Below are 211 nucleotides of genomic sequence, written 5' to 3'. Positions count from 1 at the left end.
AAAATCACTTTCCAAACTTTTAACACTGGTAGAAATCCCATCTACATCAACTGACAATTCAGACATTTGGCTACTTACACGAGTAACATCTTCATCGATAGTATCCACGTGAGCTTGAGTTTCTTCCACCTTTAAATGAATGGAGTCAGATAGTTGTGTAATACTGCTTCCCACAATTAAAATAGATTCCGTGTTATCATCTACTGTTTTT

At 35.5% G+C, this 211-nt stretch carries 1 protein-coding gene; it reads right to left on the bottom strand.

What is annotated here, in order from left to right; genetic code table 11:
* A partial coding sequence (locus AB1471_RS18255) for a hypothetical protein (RefSeq protein WP_367781125.1) occupies positions 1-211 on the bottom strand: 211 nt, incomplete at both ends.

It is taken from the genome of Jeotgalibacillus marinus, from assembly GCF_040801915.1.
Lineage (GTDB): Bacteria > Bacillota > Bacilli > Bacillales > Jeotgalibacillaceae > Jeotgalibacillus > Jeotgalibacillus marinus.
Note: the sequence above shows the minus strand (reverse complement) of the source record. Positions and strands in the feature narration are given on the sequence as shown.